The sequence below is a fragment of the Kitasatospora sp. NPDC058170 genome (genome assembly GCF_042883905.1).
Taxonomy (GTDB): domain Bacteria; phylum Actinomycetota; class Actinomycetes; order Streptomycetales; family Streptomycetaceae; genus Kitasatospora.
On record NZ_JBHVUV010000001.1, the window covers coordinates 209,209 to 225,139 of the forward strand.

14 protein-coding genes are annotated in these 15,931 nt (G+C 74.5%); 4 read left to right on the forward strand and 10 right to left on the reverse strand.

Annotation, left to right across the window (positions count from 1 at the left end; all coding sequences use genetic code 11):
• Positions 1 to 19: 19 nt before the first annotated feature.
• Positions 20 to 598: a TIGR03086 family metal-binding protein gene (locus ACFVVX_RS00950; protein ID WP_387939920.1), complete on the reverse strand. Its 579-nt coding sequence runs from the start codon at positions 596 to 598 to the stop codon at positions 20 to 22.
• 99 nt (positions 599 to 697) lie between these two features.
• On the opposite strand from ACFVVX_RS00950, the gene ACFVVX_RS00955 reads away from it, so the two are divergent.
• Complete coding sequence (locus ACFVVX_RS00955) at positions 698 to 1,723, forward strand: helix-turn-helix transcriptional regulator (RefSeq protein ID WP_387939922.1); 1,026 nt, start codon at positions 698 to 700, stop codon at positions 1,721 to 1,723.
• On the opposite strand, the gene ACFVVX_RS00960 is transcribed toward ACFVVX_RS00955, so the two are convergent.
• The 9 genes from ACFVVX_RS00960 to ACFVVX_RS01000 all read right to left on the reverse strand — a co-directional run bounded on the left by ACFVVX_RS00960 (position 1,687) and on the right by ACFVVX_RS01000 (position 13,339).
• A complete protein-coding gene (locus ACFVVX_RS00960; RefSeq protein WP_387939924.1) occupies positions 1,687 to 2,898 on the reverse strand; it encodes an alpha/beta hydrolase in 1,212 nt (403 codons plus the stop codon). The two genes, ACFVVX_RS00955 and ACFVVX_RS00960, sit on opposite strands and share 37 nt — an antisense overlap.
• A gap of 157 nt (positions 2,899 to 3,055) precedes the next feature.
• Positions 3,056 to 3,403 carry an MmcQ/YjbR family DNA-binding protein gene (locus tag ACFVVX_RS00965; protein ID WP_387939926.1) on the reverse strand — a complete coding sequence of 116 codons (348 nt, stop codon included), beginning with the start codon at positions 3,401 to 3,403 and terminating at the stop codon, positions 3,056 to 3,058.
• Between the two features lie 113 nt (positions 3,404 to 3,516).
• Positions 3,517 to 5,811, reverse strand: a complete 2,295-nt coding sequence (locus ACFVVX_RS00970) for a Dyp-type peroxidase (RefSeq protein ID WP_387939928.1) — start codon at positions 5,809 to 5,811, stop codon at positions 3,517 to 3,519.
• 42 nt (positions 5,812 to 5,853) lie between these two features.
• The gene (locus ACFVVX_RS00975; RefSeq protein ID WP_387939930.1) at positions 5,854 to 7,752 is read right to left on the reverse strand and encodes a galactose oxidase-like domain-containing protein; all 1,899 of its coding nucleotides are present in this window, start codon (positions 7,750 to 7,752) and stop codon (positions 5,854 to 5,856) included.
• A 231-nt stretch (positions 7,753 to 7,983) separates the two neighbouring features.
• Complete coding sequence (locus tag ACFVVX_RS00980) at positions 7,984 to 9,213, reverse strand: acyltransferase (RefSeq protein WP_387939932.1); 1,230 nt, start codon at positions 9,211 to 9,213, stop codon at positions 7,984 to 7,986.
• Positions 9,214 to 9,249: 36 nt separating this feature from the next.
• Positions 9,250 to 10,368, reverse strand: coding sequence for an alpha/beta hydrolase (locus tag ACFVVX_RS00985; protein WP_387939934.1), 1,119 nt, complete (start codon positions 10,366 to 10,368; stop codon positions 9,250 to 9,252).
• A gap of 133 nt (positions 10,369 to 10,501) precedes the next feature.
• Entirely contained in the window at positions 10,502 to 11,176 is a 675-nt protein-coding gene (locus ACFVVX_RS00990; RefSeq protein WP_387939936.1) for a response regulator, read from the reverse strand.
• Complete coding sequence (locus ACFVVX_RS00995) at positions 11,173 to 12,474, reverse strand: sensor histidine kinase (protein WP_387939938.1); 1,302 nt, start codon at positions 12,472 to 12,474, stop codon at positions 11,173 to 11,175. Before ACFVVX_RS00995 ends, ACFVVX_RS00990 begins: the two co-directional genes overlap by 4 nt.
• A 130-nt stretch (positions 12,475 to 12,604) precedes the next feature.
• Positions 12,605 to 13,339, reverse strand: a complete 735-nt coding sequence (locus ACFVVX_RS01000) for a TetR/AcrR family transcriptional regulator (RefSeq protein ID WP_387939940.1) — start codon at positions 13,337 to 13,339, stop codon at positions 12,605 to 12,607.
• 175 nt (positions 13,340 to 13,514) lie between these two features.
• On the opposite strand from ACFVVX_RS01000, the gene ACFVVX_RS01005 reads away from it, so the two are divergent.
• The 3 genes from ACFVVX_RS01005 to ACFVVX_RS01015 all read left to right on the forward strand — a co-directional run bounded on the left by ACFVVX_RS01005 (position 13,515) and on the right by ACFVVX_RS01015 (position 15,926).
• The gene (locus tag ACFVVX_RS01005; RefSeq protein WP_387939942.1) at positions 13,515 to 15,122 is read left to right on the forward strand and encodes an MFS transporter; all 1,608 of its coding nucleotides are present in this window, start codon (positions 13,515 to 13,517) and stop codon (positions 15,120 to 15,122) included.
• Between the two features lie 115 nt (positions 15,123 to 15,237).
• Positions 15,238 to 15,486, forward strand: a complete 249-nt coding sequence (locus ACFVVX_RS01010; protein WP_387939944.1) for a hypothetical protein — start codon at positions 15,238 to 15,240, stop codon at positions 15,484 to 15,486.
• Positions 15,468 to 15,926: a DNA-binding protein gene (locus ACFVVX_RS01015; protein ID WP_387939946.1), complete on the forward strand. Its 459-nt coding sequence runs from the start codon at positions 15,468 to 15,470 to the stop codon at positions 15,924 to 15,926. Before ACFVVX_RS01010 ends, ACFVVX_RS01015 begins: the two co-directional genes overlap by 19 nt.
• Positions 15,927 to 15,931: the final 5 nt, after the last annotated feature.

Sequence of the window (15,931 nt, forward strand, 5' to 3'; positions counted from 1 at the left end):
GCCGCTCCCCGGGTGAGGGTCAGACCTCGCGGCCCAGCCAGGCCGCCAGCCGGGTGGCGGCGTCCGCGCCCTCGGGCGCGGTCCGCGCCTCGCCGAACGGGACGGCCCCGCCGCGGGGCTCGGGCGGCAGCACGGCCCGGGCGATCGCCAGGGCCGTCCCGGCCAGCTGCTCGTCCAGGACGAGGTCGCTGCCGAGCGCCCGGGCGATGTCCCAGGCGTGGGTGACGGTCTCCATGACGTAGCCGCCCACCGCCGCCCGGCCCGGCACCTCGCCCCAGGGCGCGACGGCCGGGCGGTCCAGCTTCGCGTCGTCCGCCCAGGCGGCGGTGACCCGGGCCCGGGCCCGGTCGAGCGCGGCCGGCCAGCCGTCGTCCGGCTGCTCGCCGGTCGCCGCCACCACGTCGTGGGCGAGGCCGCCCTCGCCGATGTAGGCGAGCCGGTGCACCCCGCCGACCACGTGGCCGAGCAGCTGCCGCAGGTCGTACTCGGTACACGGGGTCGGCCGCCCCAGCGCCTCCGGGGTGACCTCGGCGATCAGCTTCTCCAGCTGTCCGAGGGCGAGCAGGTACAGCGGGCGGGGGTCCTGGGTGGTGTCCACGCGGGGTCAACTCCGTCGATTCGCAGGGGTTTCGCTCTCGGAGGCAATCTCCCGGTAAAACCTGACAAGGAGCGTCAGGATTTCTGAGATCCTCTGGGCATGAAGGCCGACCGCCTGCTCTCGATCCTGCTGCTGCTCCAGACCCGCGGCCGGGTGCCCGCCACCGAACTGGCCGACCGGCTGGAGGTGTCGGTCCGCACCATCTACCGCGATGTCGAGGCGCTCTCGGCGGCCGGCGTCCCGGTCTACACCGAGCGCGGCCGGCACGGCGGGATCAGCCTGCTGCCCGGCTACCGCACCGACGTCAGCGGCCTGACCGCCGACGAGGCCCGCGCCCTGTTCGTGCTCTCCGCCCAGGGAGCGCACAGCGACCTCGGGCTGGACGGCGCGCTCGGCTCGGCCCTGCGCAAGGTGATGGCCGCGCTGCCCGCCCCGCACCGCCCGGCCGCCGAGCGGATCAGCGAGCGGATCCTGGTCGACCCGGCCCGTTGGCTCCAGCCCGGCTCGCCCCCCGGGCCGGACCTCGGGGAGCTCCAGCACGCCGTGTTCGCCGACCGGCGGCTGCGGCTGCGCTACCGGCACAGCGGCGCGCCCGCCCCGGTCGAGTACACCGTCGACCCCTACGGCCTGGTCAGCAAGGCCGCCGTCTGGTACCTGGTGGCCGACCTGCAGGGCGAGCCCCGGCTGTTCCGGGCCGACCGGGTACTGGCCGCGGAGACGGCCGAGGAGCCGGTGCGCCGCCGTCCGGGCCTGGGCCTCGGCGAGGTCTGGGCGGTGCTGCGCGAACAGGTGGAGCGGATGCCGAAGGAGGTGTCGGTGAACGTCCGGGTGCGGCGCGGGCGGCTGGACCTGTTCATCCGGATCCACGGCACCCGGCTCACCGCCGCGCCACCGGAGACGGGCGCCGGGCCCCCCGAGGAGTGGGTCGAGCTGGCCATGGGCTTCCAGTCGCCGGCGGCCGTCCGCGCGCTGCTCTCCTTCGGGATGGACGTCGAGGTGCTCTCGCCGCCCGCCGCCCGCCGGGAGATGGCCCGGGCCGCCACCGAGGCCGCCCGGGTGTACCGGGACCAGCCGGGACCGATCGGCCCTCAGGCCTCCGGGTCCGGGCGGACCACGTCCTCGTAGTGGCCCAGGGCGATGGCCGCGAAGTTGTGCAGGCTGTCGGTGCCCGCGACGAAGTAGCCGTTGTGCCCGGAGGAGCGGGCCGAGGAGATCTGCTCGGCGCCGAAGTCGGCCGAGGTCGGGTCGGCGCCGTGGCCGAGCCCGCCGACCTCCAGGTAGGGCACGTTGCCGATCCAGTCGCTGCCGTTGCGGGTCGCCCAGACGTGCACGCCGGCGCCCAGTTCGGAGGTGCTCTGCACGCCCATGCCGGGGCTGCCGAACACCATCAGGTCGGTGACCCCGGCGGTGTCGGACGGCGAGGTGGCCGCCCGCGGGATGTCCGGTGCGGCGTTGCCGCAGACCACCGTGCCGTAGGAGTGGCAGAGCAGGGAGGGCGGCGCGTCCGGCCGGGTGGTCTCCTTCAGCCCGGCCAGCAGACGGCCCAGCCGGGGCGCGCCGACGTCGGCGAGGCGGGAGGTGACGGCGTCCGGGCCGAGGCCCGAGGGGGTGACGTACCCCGTCCAGGCGATCACCGCGGTCCGGGTGCCGGGCGACTGCCGGTGCTCCTCGGCGTAGAGCGCCCGGGCCATCCCGGCGGGGGAGCGCAGCGGCTCGGAGGCCTGGTCGAAGTGGCCGAGGTCGGCGTCCGAGCCGGGCACCAGGACGGAGATCCGGTCGGCGTCCGCGAGGTCGCCGAAGACCTCGGTGACCAGGCCGCGCCCGCGCGGGTCGAAGGCGAGCACCTGTCGCTCGGGGGCGAGCAGGTGGTCGGCGTCGTTGGCGCGCGAGACGGCCAGCGCGCGGAGGTCGGAGTCGACCTTCCGGTCGGCGGCGCGCGCCCGGGCGCGGTCCCGCTCGGCGGTGAGGGCGATCCGGTTGGCGCGGTAGCGCAGCTCCACCGGGGCACCGTCGAAGTTGCCGACGACCAGCGGGTAGTCCTTGATCAGCCGGTCCAGCTCGGTGGGGGCGAGGGAGGCGAAGAACTCGGCGGCGGCGGCCGGCGTGGTGGTGGCCGGGTCCGGCAGGGACCGCCCGAAGGAGTGGTCCTCGACCCAGGCGGCGCTGCCGGCCGGGGGCGTGGAGATCGCCAGCTGCTCGGTGGAGGCGGCTGCCTGGGCCGCCGCCGCGCCGGCATCGGCAAGCACGGCGCCGGCCGCGAAGGCACCGATCAGTACACGCTTCCACCGCCGACGGCGCATCGCGTCAACTCCCTAGGGGCCCGTGACCGTTCCACGGGCGGGGCCCGGAGGGTGGTACGACTGCCAACTTCCTGGGCCAGCCTAGGGCGCCCGGGGGACCGGTGGCACGCCCTAAACTGTGGGATGGGTCACATGAACCGGGGGTGTCCGGTCGGTTTCAGTCATCGGCCCGTGCGTCGAACTCCTTGACCAGTCGCTTCGGTGCGGTGCGCCGCCAGGCCTCGGTCAGCAGGTCGCGCAGCTCCTCCGGGTCGACCGCGTCGAGCCGGACGCCCACCCAGCCGTGCCGGCCGACGTACTTGGGGAAGGAGAACACCTCGGGCTCGGCGGCGAGCAGCTCCAGTTGGTCCTCCCGGGTGGACTTCACGCTGACCGTCGCGCCGTCCGGGGAGCCCATCGCGAAGATCTTCGTGCCCACCCGCAGGGTCTCGATCTCCCAGGTGGGCTGCTGCACGGCCGACGGCAGGGCGAGGGCCATGGTCCGGAACTCGTCGAAGGTCACCATGGCGGCAGCCTAGGGCAGGGGTCTGACGGATCGTCCCCCGGTGCGCGGGGTGCGCGCCGGGGGACGACGGTCCGTCAGTGCCTCAGTGCCTCAGGCCTCAGTGCCTCAGTGCGTCAGAGCAGGGAGCTCCAGCTGCTGCAGGCGCGGTCGCCGGCGACCTGGCGGTCGGGGTGGCCGCTGCCGTCGGAGACCGAGATCCGGCGGTAGTCCTCGCCGTGGAAGACCCAGAACTCGCTCTTGCCGCCCACCCGCTGGCAGTCGGGCACGGGCAGGAAGCAGTCCACCCCGGCGATGCCGCCGAGCGAGCCCCACTGGGTCAGCTCGCGGTCGGAACGCTCCAGCACGTCGGTGTGGGCGGCGCCGTCGGCCACCGAGATCAGCCGGTAGACCTGCCGGCCGCCGGTGGTGTGGAACGCCCAGTACCAGCTCTTGCCGCCGACCCGCTGCTGGTCGGGCACGGGGAGGAAGCAGTTCACCTGGCCGACGCCGCCCAGCGAGCCCCAGGCCGTGAGGTCGCGGTCCGGGCGCTCCAGGGTGCTGGTGTAGCCCCCGCCGCCGCAGGTGATCGAGACGGCCCGGTACTGCTGGCGCCCGCCGGTGCTGTGGAACACCCAGTACCAGCTCTTGCCGCCGGGGTTCTGCAGGTCGGGCATCGGCAGCACGCAGTCGATCCGCCCGACGCCCTGCAGGCAGGGCCAGGTGGTGAGCCGGCTGTCGCCCTCGACCGCGCGGTCGGTGTGGGCGGCGCCGTCCGCGACCGAGATCCGGCGGCACTGCTCGCCGTGGAACGCCCAGTACTGGCTCTGCCCGCCCTTGCGCTGCTGGTCCGGGACGGCGACGAACTCGTCGCAGGGGTACGCCTTGCCGGGCTGCGGCTGCTGCTGGCCGCCGCCCTGCTGGCCCTGCGACTGCCCGGTGAGCCGCCCGTCGGCGAGCGCCCGCAGGGTGGAGACGGAGGGGGCGAAGGCGTAGACCGAGCCCTGGGTCTGGACGAACTGCTGGAAGCTCAGCGGGGTGTGCCGGATCGCGCCGTCGGGGCCGCGGCTCTCGAAGTCGACGCTGTCGGCCTCGGTAATCACCGGGTCCTTGCCGGGCTGGGGGTTGCGGCCGGGCGGGAAGTCGGGCTGGTCGATCCAGTCCGCCTGGATGAACTCGAACTGCCGGGCGATGTCCGCCTGGTAGCAGACGAAGAGCAGGCCGCGCGGGTCGTCCGGGCCGCCGGGGCCCTCGGAGGCCGGGTCGAACGGGTGCCCGTAGGGCGCGCCGCGCCGCATGATCCGCCGGCCGTCGAGGTCCTTGGCGTCGAACGGGGGGCGGCTGGGGTTGGGCGCCTGCAGACCGGCGCGCGGGCTGCTCTTGCGCAGGTGCGAGAAGAGCGGGGTGGCCAGGCCCTCCAGGTCGTCCCGGAAGTCGAAGTCGTTGTCCGAGGAGGCGGTCGGGTCGAACGGGACGTCCCGGTCCTGGTGCTTGCAGACCGGCGCGCCCGAGCGCCAGCGGCCGACCAGCCGGGCGGCCAGCCATTCGGCGGTGGCGGTGTCGGGGACGGCCTTGGCCTGCTTGAGCTCCTTCAGCTTGACGGAGATCTGCGACCACCAGCCGGGGACGTCCTGGGAGAGCCGGCGGACGACCTGGAAGGAGCCGTTCCGCGCCCACTCGGGGAAGTCGGTGAAGCTGCCGGGGGCGGGCTCCTCGCCGACGACGAACTCGCCGGCCGGGATGATCCGGGTGCCCGGGTGGCCGTCCACCTCCTCCGGGCGGGCGGCGCTGGGCCGGTCGAAGAAGCGGACGCCGGGCTCGCTGATGCCGTCCTTGAAGCCGAAGTGCTCCTTGCCCCGGCGGCTGCCGAGCAGGGTCTTGGCGTTCTGCTGGAAGATGATGACGATCCTGGACTCGGCGGCCGACTCGCGCTGGGCGGTGACGGCGGCCGCGAGGTCGGCCTCGGTGTCCGAGGCGATCGTCAGCACGGCGTGCACCGGCTGGGTCCTGCCGTTGCCGAAGAGCCAGTTCTCCGGGGAGTTGTCGCCGGTGTCCCCGAGCGCGCCGGCCCGCTTGGCGGAGCCCTCCTTGAAGGCCTCCAGGCCGCTGCCGGTCGGCGGGGCCTGCTCGAACGGGTCGGTGGCGGAGAGCTGGCGCAGGCCCTCGTAGGTGAAGCTGACGCCGAGCCAGGTGGCCTTCAGGGTCTTCGGGTCGTCGCCGCCCGAGGACCTGCGGGCCTCGCTGAACGCCTCGTTGAAGTCGGCGACCTGCCGGGTGGTGGCGATCTGCGGGGCCAGGGCCCGCAGCCAGGTGCGGGCCCTGGCCGCATCCTCGAACTTCAGAAACAGCAGGGTGACGTTGTCCTTCTTGAAGCCGGCGACGATGTCGCCCTGGATCTCGTCGCTCTGGCGCAGTCTCAGATCCGTTGCCATGGGGGTGTCCTTCGATGGTGTTCGGGTGGGAGGCGGACGGGATCAGGCGGAGGCGCCGAGCTGCACCCACTGCGCGACGCTGGGCACGCCCTGGTCGTTCAGGAGGAAGAGCATGTACCAGCCGGGCGGCGCGGCCTTGGCGTCCGGCGGGGCCTGGAGCTCCAGCCGGTTGCCGGCGCGGCTGGTGACCCGCAGCTCGACGTGGCGCTGGCTGGTGTTGACCGAGTGGGTCGCGGTGGTGGGCGAGAGCAGGACGGCCTTGGCGGCGCGCTCCGGGGTGGTCGTGGTGACCAGGAACTTCTTGTCGAAGCCGACCGGGGTGGTGGGCGCCCGGTCGAGCGAGGGCCGGTTGCCCTTGTGCAGGTAGGCCGGCTCGAAGATCTCGATGGTGCCGTTCATGTCGTCGTTGATGTTGGGGTCGTTGGCGAGCTGCTGCAGCTCGTCGCCCGTCACCATGACGCGCCCGTCCGGCATGACCACGGCGTTGGAGTGGTAGCCGCGCGGCAGCCGCTGGACCGGGCCGAGCCGCCAGTTGCCCTGGGCGTCGCGCAGCTCCGTCTGGCGGTACTTCAGGTCGGCGTTGGGGTTGTACGGGCCGTTGCCGTAGTCGCGGATGTCGTACGCGCCGTTGACGGTCAGCAGGGTGCCGTCGGGCAGCAGCAGGGTGTCGTCCTGGGTGCGGCCGAAGGCGCGGGACTTCTCGGCCGTCCAGGTGCCGTTGGCGAACCGCAGGGTGCTCGGGTTGTCCCGGTCGCCGCCGAGGACCAGCGCGGAGTCGGGCCCGTTCACCCCGCCGGGCAGCGGGATGGCGGAGCCGTAGTTGCGCTTCTTGCCGTCCGGGCGGGCCTGGAGGTCGCTGCGGGTCTCGTGGACCGGGTCGAAGGACCACTGCTCGTCCGGCTGGCGGCCGAAGGCGTAGATGTTGCCGTCGCGCAGCGAGAACAGGTGCGGGTAGTCCAGGGTGAACGGGGCGTCCACCTTGAACCGGTCCACCGGGGTGTTCTTCGGCGTGTCGGTCTTCAGCGTCGGTACCGGGTAGCCCTTGGCGGGGAAGCGCTCCACCACCGGGGTCGGGGTGCCCCAGCCCAGCTCGGACTGGCCGGACATGATCAGCTGCCGGCCGTCCGCGCCGGTGACCACCGAGGGGTACCAGCGGCCGACGGACATGTCGGGGTTGCGGGTCCAGGTCTCCGTCCAGGGGTCGAAGACCAGCGAGAGCTTGGCGCCGGTGCCGCCGTTGCCGCCGAGGTTGCCGCCGAAGACACCGAGCATGCCGTTGGGCAGGAAGGAGTGGCCGGCGCAGAAGAACGGCGCCGGGCGGGGCTGGTTGAGGCCGTCCGGCATGTCGACCACCGGCGGGGTGGCCTTGGTGAAGGCGTTCGCGCCGGTGCCCTTGGCCGGGTCCCAGATGTAGGCGCGGCCGGCGTTCTCGGTGCCGGTGGTCTGGGTGGGCGCGGGCTCCTTCTCCGGGTTGGTCTCGATCCGTTCGAAGGAGAACAGCAGCACCTTGCCGGTCGGCAGCATGGCGATGTGGGCGGCGAACTCGGGGGAGGGGAAGTACTCCTTGAACGCGCCGTAGACCGTCGGGTCGAAGCCCGCGTTGATGCTGGTCTGGGAGTCCGTCAGCGCCTTCAGCCGGTTGGTCCGCGTGGTCTGCGGGTAGTCGCCGACGCCGCGCACGGCCGCGCGGGCGCGGGCGTGCTCCTCGGCGTGCTCCTGGCCGAGGGCGGCCACCTCGTCGTCCCGCATCTCGGCCAGGACCCGGGGCGAGGTGATGTGCGGGGCGGTGTCGGCGGGTTCGCCGTGGGCGAGGCCGAGCGCGAGGGCCGGGGCGGCGGTCAGGACGGTGCCGGCGGTCAGCGCGCCGGCCACGGCGGTGGCGAGGACGGACAGCCGGCGGGACCGCGGCCGGGCCTGCGGCCGTGGCGGGGACAAGGACATGGGACTCCTCGGAAGGGGGGACGTCAGGAGGGGTCGGCGCAGCGGCGCGGACGGGCCGTGGGCGGACGCGGGCACACGTGGTGGCCGACGGTGACAGGACATCACAGCGCGTGGTGGTTCGCATGCGGATGCATCCATGAGCGGGCGCGTGTCGCGGACATACGTGGGGCGCGAGCCGATCGGCCCGCGCCCCCATTGGTCCTCATGCTCCGGCGCCCGGACAGGACCTGGTCACACCACCCCCAGCGCGTAGGCGGCGAAGAGCGCCGCCCCGGCGCCGGCCACCGCCTTCCAGGTGCGGGAGACGGCCGTCCACGGTCCGTCGAAGCGGCGGGTGAACCACCCGATCGCGACCAGCGCGGCGCCGAACAGCGGAAGCAGCGCCAGCCGGGCGGCCACCCAGCCGAGCGAGTCGGGTGCGGTGGTCAGCCCCGGCACCGCGCCGAGGACCGCGGTGCCGGGCACCGCGACCGCGAGCATCGCGCTCTGGTGCCAGCAGAAGATCGTCATCGCCGAGAGGTTGACCACGACCACCGGCAGCCAGAGCAGCGGACGGCGCCGCAGCAGCCGGCCGAGCCGCTCGCGCAGCAGCACGGCCGCGCCGCACTGCACCGCCGCCAGGGCCGGCACCAGCAGGGACGGCGGGTGCGAGTTGGTCCGCTCCGCCCCGGGCACGCCGACCATGCTGGCCGGGTAGTGGAGGACGAGCAGCAGGACGGCGAACAGCGCGCCGCCGCCGAACAGCAGCAGGCGCGCGCCCGGCCGGCCGAGCCTGCCCTGCGCCCAGAGCACACCGAGCTGGTAGCCGAACAGCCAGCCCGGCAGGATGTTCAGCAGCGCGACCCAGGACGGCACCGCGTCGGCCCACGGCCCGTACCGCAGCGCGTCCACCACCGCGACGGCGGCCACCAGCACGCCCGCCGACCAGCCGCGCAGCCGGCGGCCGGCCGCCGTGCAGAGCGGGGTGAGCGCGGTCAGCCCCAGGTAGACGGCGATGTACCAGAGCGGCTGCACCACCAGCACCGAGCCGGTCCGCACGGTGTCCCCGGGGACGCCGAGCCGCTCCAGCACCGGGACCAGCGCCGCCCAGACGGCAGCCACCCCGAGCACCGGGCGCAGCAGCCGCACCGCCCTGCCGCGCAGCCAGCCCGCCCAGGTCTCCCCCCTGGCCCTGGCCCGTTCCAGCGAGCGGACCGAGGAGTGGCCGCCGACCAGGAAGAAGACCCCGAGCATCTGGAGCACCCAGCTGAGCGGGGCGAAGAAGCCGAGCGAGGCGAGCGGGCTGGCGTTGTGCAGGGCGCCGTCGGCGGAGCGGGTGAGGCCGCCGAGCATCCAGTGCCCGAAGGGCACGGCGAGCAGGGCGAGTGCGCGCAGGCCGTCCAGGGCGCGGTCGCGGGTCTCGGGGGTGCGGGCGTCGACCCGGGCGGCGGCGCGGCGCAGGGCGGTGAGGGGGCGGGTCATGGCGGAGCTCCTCGGGGTCGTGGAGGCGGGGCGGGGTCAGCGGCCGAGCGCGACGGCGGCGAAGGCGGCCAGGGAGGCGGTACCGGGGGCGAAGTAGCCGGTGTGGCCGTGCGAGCCGGTGGCGGGCAGCGGGCGGGCGCCGAAGCCGGGGCCGGTCGGGTCGGCGCCGTGGCCGAGGCCGAGGACCGAGACGTGCGGCACGTTGCCGATCCAGTCGGAGCCGTTGCGCGCGGTGGCCCAGAGCGGCACCCGGGGGTCGAGGTCGGCGGCCGAGTCGACGCCCATCCCGGGGGAGCCGAGCACCACCAGGCCGGAGGCCCGCGCGGGCCCGGGTGCGGCCAGCCCGCAGACCACCGAGCCGTAGCTGTGGCAGAACACCGTGGCCGGCGCCTCGGGGCGGGTGGTGACGGCGAGTCCGTCGAGCAGCCGGTCGAGCCGCCGGGCCCCGGCGCGGGCGAGGTCCTCGGTGGCCGCGTCCGGGCCGAGGCCGACCGGGGTGGTGTAGCCGGCCCAGGCGACCACGGCGGTCCCCCGGCCGGTGGCCTCGTACAGGGCGCGGGCCATCCCGGCCGGGGTGCCGTACGGGTCGGCGGCCCGGTCGAAGCTCAGCAGGTCGATGTCGGAGCCGGGGACGACCACCGCCGTCCGGGGCGCGGCGGTCAGGTCGCCGAACACCTCGGCGGCCTGGCCGCGGCCGCGCGGGTCGAAGGCGAGGATCTGCCGGCCGCCGTCGAGCAGGCCGCGGTAGCGCTCGGCGCGCTCGCGGGCGGCGGTGCGGTCCCGGGGGGTGAGCGCCGGGTCGGCGGCGCGGGCCAGCTGGTGCCCGCGCTCCTCGGCCAGGGCCAGCGCGTTGGCGCGGTAGCGCAGCGGGACGGGGGCGCCGTCCAGGTTGCCGACCACCAGCGGGTGGCGGACGGCCAGCGCGTCCCGTCGGGCGGGCGGCAGGGCGGCGAAGAAGGCGGCCACCTCGGCGGGGGCGGCGGTGGCCGGGTCCGGCAGGCGGATGCCCAGGGTGGTGTCGGCCACCCAGGCGGCGCTGCCGGGCGGCGGGCCGGTGACGGCCTGCTGGGTGCCGGCCGCCCAGCCGCCGGCACCCAGTACGGCGGCGACGGCCAGTGCGACGGCGGCGACCGTCCTCCTCAGGCGCTGCTGCATGTCCGTTGTCTCCCTCGTCCGTGGGGCCCGACGTGTGGTCCCGACGGAGAGGAAGGTAGGAATGCGGCGGCCCCGCGGACGTCACACCGCGGGGCCAACTCCCGGGTGCTACCCGGGTATCAGGAGGGGGCTGTCACTGACCCGGGGTCACCAGGCCGGACTCGTAGGCGAGGACGACCGCCTGGGCGCGGTCGCGCAGGTCGAGCTTGGCGAGGATGCGGCCGATGTGGGTCTTGACGGTCTGTTCGGCGAGGACCAGCCCGGCGGCGATCTCCTGGTTGGACAGGCCGCGGGCGATCAGCTCCAGGACCTCGGTCTCGCGCGGGGTCAGCCCGTTGAGCCGCAGCCGGGGGTCGCGGCGCCTGGCGGGCCTGGTCCGGGCGAAGTCCTCGATCAGCCGGCGGGTCACCGAGGGGGCGAGCAGTGCCTCGCCGGCCGCGACCACCCGGACGGCGGCGATCAGGTCGGCCGGCGGCGCGTCCTTCAGCAGGAAGCCGCTGGCCCCGGCGCGCAGCGCCTCGTACACGTAGTCGTCCACGTCGAAGGTGGTCAGCATCAGCACCCTGGGGCGGTGGGCCCCGGGCACCGCCGGGTCGAGCAGCCGCCGGGTCGCCTCCAGGCCGTCCATGCCGGGCATCCGGACGTCCATCAGGACCACGTCCGGGTGGGTGCGGCCGCAGACCTCCAGGGCCTGTGCGCCGTCCGCGGCGTCGCCCACCACGTCGATGTCGCTCTGGACGCCCAGCAGGGCCGCGAAGCCGGCCCGGACCATCGCCTGGTCGTCGACGATGATCACGCGGATGGTCATGGGGTTGTCTCCACAGGGGTGTCGAGCGGCAGGGCGGCGGCCACCTTGAAGCCGCCGTCGGGCAGCGGGCCGGTGTCCAGACTGCCATTCAGCAGGCGTACGCGTTCCCGCATTCCGACCAGGCCGTGGCCGGTGCCCTCGGCGGAGTCCTCCAGCGACGCGCGGCGCTCGGGCGGGGCGCCGTTCACCACGGTGACCAGCAGGGCCGGGCCGTCGACGGTGAGCGAGACCCAGGCGGGCGCGCCGGGCGCGTGCCGGACGACGTTGGCCAGCGCCTCCTGGACGATCCGGTAGGCGGAGAGGTCGACGGCCGGCGGCAGTGTGCCGTCGATCCCCCCGGGCACCGTCAGCTCGGCCGGGACCCCGGCCCGGCCCACCGTCTCGACCAGCTGGGCGAGTTGGCCGACGCCGGGCTGCGGGGCCGTCTCGGCGGCGGACTCCTCGCTGCGCAGCACGCCCAGCAGCCGCCGCATCTCGGTCAGCGACCCGCGGGCCGTCCCGGCGATGGCGGTGAACTCCTCGGCGGCCTCCGGCGGGACGCCGGCGATCCGGTAGGGCGCGCTGGCGGCCTGGACGGCGATCACCGACATGTGGTGGGCGACCACGTCGTGCAGCTCCCGGGCGATCCGGGCGCGCTCCTCCAACAGGGTGCGCCGCTCGCGCTCGGCCTCGCTGATGTGCTCCTGCTCGGTGAGCAGCCGCTGGGCCTCGGCCCGCTCCCGCAGGGCCCCGCCGAGCACCAGGGCGACGCCGGTCAGGGCGACCGCCAGCACGCTGTTGTCGCCGCCGAAGCGGCTGCCCAGACCGGTCGCCGACAGGACGAGGCTGACGGCGGCGGTGGCCAGCCAGACCGCGAGGAGGGTGCGCCGGGGCTCGCGCAGCGCGAGCGGCAGCATCAGCAGCAGGTAGCCGACGATGACGGGGGCCGGCCAGGGCCAGCTGGCCGAGGACGCGCCGCCGGTGGTGAAGATCAGCAGGGATCCCAGCAGGTCGGCGCCGCCGATCAGCCACCAGGCGGGCAGCGGGCGGCTCACCGCGAGCAGCAGCGGCGCGCACTGCGCGATGGCGAGGGGGGCGGCGAGCCCGGCGTCCATCCCGTAGTCGTGGGTGAGGACGTTGATCGTGCTCGGCAGCAGCGAGGCGAACGCGCACAGCGCGAGCACGTACGGCAGGTAGCGGACCCAGCGGCGGGGGGCGTGGGCCAGCAGCGGGGTGCGGTCGGCGGACGGGCTGGTGAGCGCGGCGAGCAGGGCGGGGAGTCGGCCGCCCCGGGCCGGCCCGGTGGGCGGATCGATCATTCGGTCAGCCTAGGTGTGCCGGGCCGCCCGGGCGTCGGACCGGGGAGGGGGATCGGCCGTAGTACCCCGGTATGACCCGGTGGCGGCCGCGGGGTACGGGCGGCGGGCCGGGGTGCGGGGTGCGGGGTGCTCAGCGGCGCCAGTCGCCGGCCAGGGCGGGTCCGAGCTGGTCGAAGTGGCGTTCGATCAGCTCGATCATGCCGTCGGGGCCGGACTCCGCTCGGTCGGGCGTCCAGGAGAGGTGGGCGGAGCGCAGTACGGCGCCGAACACGGCGGCCAGGACGGCGGGGCGCAGGTCCTCGGCCGGGTCCAGCCCCTCGCGGTCGGCGATCACCCGGGCCACCACCCGCTCCTGCTCGGTGACGCGGCGCAGGTGGGTGGCGAGCAGCGGCGGGGTGTTCTCGATGATCTGCATCAGCTCCAGCGCGCTGGTGATCGAGCCGCTCCCGCTCGGGTGGTCGGAGGCGAGGTCGCGCCAGGACTCGACGATCGCGGCGCGCAGCGCCCGCAGCGGGTTCTCCTCGGCGGGGCGCCGGCGCAGCCGCTCGATGAAGTAGTCCTCGGCGTCGGCCAGCACGGCGAGGGCGACCTCGTCCTTGTTGGCGAAGTAGCGGAAGAAGGTGCGCTGCGAGACGTCGACGGCGGAGGCGATCTCGTCGACGGTCGTCCGGGCGAAGCCCTGGCCGATGAACAGCTGGTGGGCGGCCTCGATCAGGGCGTCCCTGGTGCGCTGCTTCTTGCGTTCGCGCAGGCCGGGCGGCTGGGCGGCGGGCGGTCCGGAGGCCGCTGCGGCGGCGGGGGGAGCGGGCTGCGCGGCCATGGCGGGGGCCTTCCGGAGGGTGGTGCGGGTGGGGTGTCGGAGCACAACTGTAGCGTTCTGACAAATGTCAGACAGTGGCGGAAGGCAGTGTTTGCCTAATGTCAGCGGCTGACATAATCTGCCGGAAGTGGCGCCCGCCGGGCCGATGACTCGTGGGGACGGGTGGGCAGTGGGCGCCACGTCCACCTCTGATCTCTGCCACGCCCCCGGAGGGCCCCAGATGAGCCAGTCCGTCGTCAAGAGCGCCGAGGCGGACCAGCCGCCGCGGCGCGCTGAGCAGGCCGCCGGGGGCGGCCTCCAGGGGCACCCCTGGCTGACCCTGCTGACCGTCGCGGTCGGCGTGATGATGGTCGCCCTCGACGGCACCATCGTCGCCATCGCCAACCCGGTCATCCAGGCCGACCTCAAGGCCGCGCCGTCCGAGATCCAGTGGGTGACCAGCGGCTACCTGCTGGCCCTCGCGGTCTTCCTGATCACCGCCGGCAAGATCGGCGACCGGTTCGGCCACAAGAACACCTTCCTGGTCGGCGCCGTCGGCTTCGCCGCCACCTCGGCGGCGATCGGCTTCGCCGGCAACATCCAGACGGTGATCGCCTTCCGGGTGCTCCAGGGCCTGTTCGGCGCGCTGCTCCAGCCGGCCGCGCTCGGCCTGCTGCGCGGGGCGTTCCCGGCCGAGAAGCTCAACATGGCGATCGGCATCTGGGGCGGGGTGATCGGCGCCTCCACCGCGGCCGGCCCGATCGTCGGCGGCCTGCTGGTCGAGCACGTGAGCTGGGAGTCGGTGTTCTTCATCAACATCCCGGTCGGCCTGATCGCGCTGCTCCTCGGCGTCTGGATCCTCAGGGACGTCCGGGCCGAGAACGCCGCCAGGTCGTTCGACCTGCCCGGCATCGCGCTGCTCTCGGCGGCGATGTTCGCCCTGGTCTTCGGCATCATCAAGGCCCCCGAGTGGGGCTGGGGCGACATCTCCACGCTGCTCTTCCTGGGCGGCGCGGTGATCCTGATGACGGCCTTCGCCTTCTGGCAGCGGGCGGCCCGCGAGCCGCTGATCCCGCTCAGCCTGTTCCGCTCGGTGCCGCTGTCGGCGGGCACCCTGCTGATGGTGCTGATGGCCTTCTCGTTCTTCGGCGCGATCTTCTTCGTGACCTTCTACCTGCAGAACGTCCACGGGCTCTCGCCGGTCTCGGCCGGTGTCCACCTGCTGCCGATGACCGGAATGATGATCGTCGGCTCACCGGTGGCCGGCCTGGCGATCGGCAGGCTGGGCCCGCGCATCCCGATCGTGGCGGGCATGCTGATCACCACGGTGGCGATGTTCGGGATGTCGACCCTGGACGCGGGCTCCGGCGGCGGCGTGATGTCGCTCTGGTTCGTGCTGATGGGTCTGGGCATCAGCCCGGTCATGGTCGGCGCCACCGAGGTGATCGTCGGCAACGCCCCGCTGGAGCTGTCCGGTGTGGCGGGCGGCCTGCAGCAGGCCGCGATGCAGGTCGGCGGCAGCCTGGGCACCGCCGTGCTGGGCGCGCTGATGGCCGCCAAGGTCACCGACGTGCTGCCCGGCAACTGGGCCGGGGCCGGTCTGCCGCCGGTCGAGGGCTCCCAGGTCGAGGGCCTCAACCAGGCCGCCCAGCTGGGCATCGCCCCGCCCGCCCCGGCCGGCACCCCGCAGCAGGCGGTGGACGCGATGGCCGGCGCCGTCCACGACTCCTTCGTCAGCGGCATGTCCCTCGCCTTCGCGGTGGCCGCCGTGGTGGCCTTCGGCGCCGCGCTGCTCGGCCTGCTGACCCGCCGGGGCAGCACCGACGCCGGCCCGGCCGTGCACATCTGAGCACCCCGCCCCACCCGGGCGGCCCCGGACTCCGCACCCGGAGTCCGGGGCCGTCCCTTTCGGTGATTCCCGTGTTACTTCTGGTCATTGATACTGTCGGTGTTACGATTCGTGCATGGTTGCTGAACTGACCCCGGAAACCCCCCTGGCTGTCAGACGGTCCGTCTCGCTCCCGGCCGACCTCGCCGCCGAGGTCGACGAGCGCACGGACCGGAACGGCTTCTCGGCCATCGTCGCCGAGGCGCTCGAGCACTGGATCGCCATGGCCAAGCTGCGCGAGGTCGTCGCCGACAACGAGGCTCACGGCCACATCACCGACGCGGACCGGCGATGGGCGGAGGAAGCGTGGGACGCCAGCGCCTGACACGGTCGAGGCAGGTCGCGCGTGACGGCGGCACCGTGGTGCTGGACGCACAGGCGTTGTCCCTGGACGCCGAGCGCGACGGCCGGCTGGCGGCGATGATCGGCGCCGCCGAGCGGAACGCCGCCCGGGTGGTCGTCAGCGCCGTCACCCCGCTGGAGGTCCGCCGCACCGGACGGATCGGCGAGCGGCTGCGGTTCGTGCTGGCCCGGTACACGATCGCCCCGGTCTCGGACCGGGTGATCGCCGCGGCCGGCGAGCTGCTCGACACCGCTGGACTCGACGGACACGAGTGCCTGGTCGACGCCCTGGTGGTCGCCACGGCCGCTCTTTCGGACACCCCGGTGCGGCTGCTGACCTCCGACCGCTCGCACGTTCCCAAGCTGTGCCGGGCGGCGGCGCGGGTGGACGGGCTGGCGGAGCCGAGGGTCGTCGTGGTCTGACGGAC